A 2,723-nucleotide genomic window follows, 5' to 3' on the forward strand; every position below is an offset into this window, starting at 1 on the left:
GATCCGCMTTGGTGGTGGCTGGGTGTTGGCGCTGATGGAAAATTGACCCACCCTGCCGATTGAAATTTGACCCAGGGCGGATTGCTGATTTTGTTACCAGCAACTGTGGATAAGTCTACCAGCGCAGCTGCTGTTGCCCCCACTCCTTCGCTAGCCCAGTTCAGTTGTTTAAGACCTGCCACACGCAGCCATGTAGCAGGCCGTCGTCGCCATGAAATCAGAACGGCTCATCGTCCTCCGGTTCTTGGCCGCCCTTACGCTTTCGCTCCCGTGATTTGATCTTGGCCTGGGCCGCCAAGCTACTGTGTTGCAGGCGATAGGACTCGTTACCGGTTTCGACGATGTGGCAGTGGTGGGTCAGCCGATCCAGCAGGGCGGTGGTCATCTTGGCGTCGCCGAACACGCTCGACCATTCGGCGAAGCTCAGGTTGGTGGTGATCACCACGCTGGTGTGTTCGTACAGCTTGGACAGCAGGTGAAACAGCAACGCACCGCCAGCCTGGCTGAACGGCAGATAACCCAGTTCGTCGAGGATGACCAGATCCATGCGCAGCAGTGCCTGGGCGATCCGCCCGGCTTTGCCGTCGTGTTTTTCGCGCTCCAGCAGATTGACCAGATCGACCGTGGAGTAGAAGCGCACGCGCTTACCGTGCCGGGTGATGCCGGACACGGCCAGCGCGGTGGCTAGGTGGGTTTTACCGGTGCCTGGGCCGCCGATCAGCACCACGTTCTGCGCGGTGTCGGTAAAGCTCAGATTGGCCAGCTCGCTGATCAAGCGAGCGTCGGCGCTGGAGGCGCTGAAGTCGAAGCCGGCCAGATCGCGGTGCATCGGCAGCTTGGCCATGTTCATCTGGTGGCTCACCGAGCGCATGGCACGATCCGTGTGCTCCTGTTCCAGTAGGTGTTCAAGCAACCACTTGGACGAGGCTGTGTTCGACTCACCCTGTGCAGTTAACTCCGCCCAGGCCGTGGCCATGCCGTGCAGGCGCAGCTCCTTGAGTTCCGCCATCAAATCACGCATGACCGACCTCCTCGGCCTGGCCACGCAGGCGGTCGTAGCGCGCCGTGTTAGCGACGGGGGCTTCCTTGAGCGACAAGTGGGTTTCGACGCTGGGTGGTGGTTCGGATGCTGTCAGCCGTGCCACGACATTGAGGATGTGTTCGGCGCTCAGGCTGCCGCTTTCCAGTACCAGCTCAACAGCCACCAGCACCGCATCGAGCCCGGCGACCGGTACGGCAGCCAGAACTTGCGCCATGATCCGGTCACCGCCGGCATGACGCCCCAGACCGTGCTTAAGCTGACGCAGCGGCGCCGGCAGATCAGCAAAGGGCGCGCCGTTGCGCAGCGCACCGGGCTTGCGTTCGATCAGCGGGAGGTAGTGCTGCCAGTCATAGCTGACCTGGTCGCGATCCAGCAAGCGGACATGGCTGGCGATCAGCGCGTCGTCAGCCACCACCTCGATTCGCGTCGGATACAAACGGCTGCTGACCCACTTACCCGCGTACTCACACGGCACCGAGTAGCGGTTGCGCCCGACGCTGACCAGGCAGGTGCTGGAGACCCGCGCAGGCCGCTCGACGTAACCGTCGAATGGCGCTGGCACAGGCATCAGTTCAGCGCGCTCCAACTCCAGCACTTCGGCCACACTCAGCCCGCTGTATTGAGGGTGCGTCAGCTCGCTCCAAAGCGCGCGGCAGCGCTGGCCCAGCCAGGCATTGAGTTCCTCGAAGGAGTGAAACTGACAGTCCTGGGCGTCTAGCCAGATACGCCTGCGGCTGTCTTGCACGTTCTTTTCAACGATGCCCTTTTCCCAACCAGCGGCGACGTTGCAGAAGTCCGGATCGAACAGGTAATGCGCGCACATCACCGCAAAGCGCGCATTCACCGCCCGGCCTTTGCCCTTATTGACCTTGTCGACGGCGGTCTTCATGTTGTCGTAGATGCCCCGGCGCGGCACGCCGCCCAAGGAGCCGAACGAGCGTGTATGGGCGTCAAATAACATCTCATGGCCCTGGCTCGGATACGCCACAAGCCAGAACGCACGGCTGGCACACAGCTTCAGATGTGCCACCTGCATACGCCGGTAAATGCCGCCGACCAGCAAGCCTTCCTCGCTCCAGTCAAACTGAAACGCCTCGCCAAGAGCAAAGGTCAGCGGCACAAAGGCCTGCGACGCCTTGCCCTGTCCCCCTCGCCAGGCACGGATAAACGCGGTGAGCTGGCTGTAGCTGTAGCCACCGTCATAACCTTCGGCTTTGATTTGCGCCAACAGCGCCTTGGCACTGCGCCGCTGTTGCTTGGGCCGCAGCGAATCGGCTTTTAGCGCCTGCTCCAGCGTGGCGTGAAAAGGGCTGAGTTTGTTGAAGATCGCGCGGCGTTGGTAGACCGGCGGCTTGGCCTCAGGTGCTCTGACCCACTTGCGAATCGTGTTGCGCGCCAACCCGGTGCGCTTGGCTATCTCATGCAGCGACAGCTTGTCGCGGAAATACATCCGGCGAATTTTGCCCATCATTTCCATACTGATCACCCTGTGTTCTCCTGCTCAATAATTGAGCAGAAGCAGTTGAACACCTGGGTCAGTTTTCAGTCGGCAGAACAGCCTCTACTGGGTCAGTTTTCGGTCAGCGGCAACACGCAGGCGCACTGGGTGTTCTCCGGCTCGTGACGAATCACGGTACGCGGAAATTGCGGCGGCAGCGCTGTGCGCTTGGGCTGTTGGCGT

At 61.4% G+C, this 2,723-nt stretch carries 2 protein-coding genes; both read right to left on the bottom strand.

Going from position 1 to position 2,723, the window contains the following annotated elements:
- Positions 1-217 precede the first annotated feature (217 nt).
- Positions 218-1,021 carry an IS21-like element ISPst3 family helper ATPase IstB gene (gene istB, locus SOP97_RS20200; RefSeq protein ID WP_003459721.1) on the bottom strand — a complete coding sequence of 268 codons (804 nt, stop codon included), beginning with the start codon at positions 1,019-1,021 and terminating at the stop codon, positions 218-220.
- Positions 1,014-2,519, bottom strand: coding sequence for an IS21-like element ISPst3 family transposase (gene istA / locus SOP97_RS20205; RefSeq protein WP_322950602.1), 1,506 nt, complete (start codon positions 2,517-2,519; stop codon positions 1,014-1,016). The genes istB and istA overlap by 8 nt, the downstream gene beginning before the upstream one ends.
- Between the last annotated feature and the right edge of the window lie 204 nt (positions 2,520-2,723).

Source organism: Pseudomonas spirodelae (assembly GCF_034653255.1).
GTDB lineage: Bacteria > Pseudomonadota > Gammaproteobacteria > Pseudomonadales > Pseudomonadaceae > Aquipseudomonas > Aquipseudomonas spirodelae.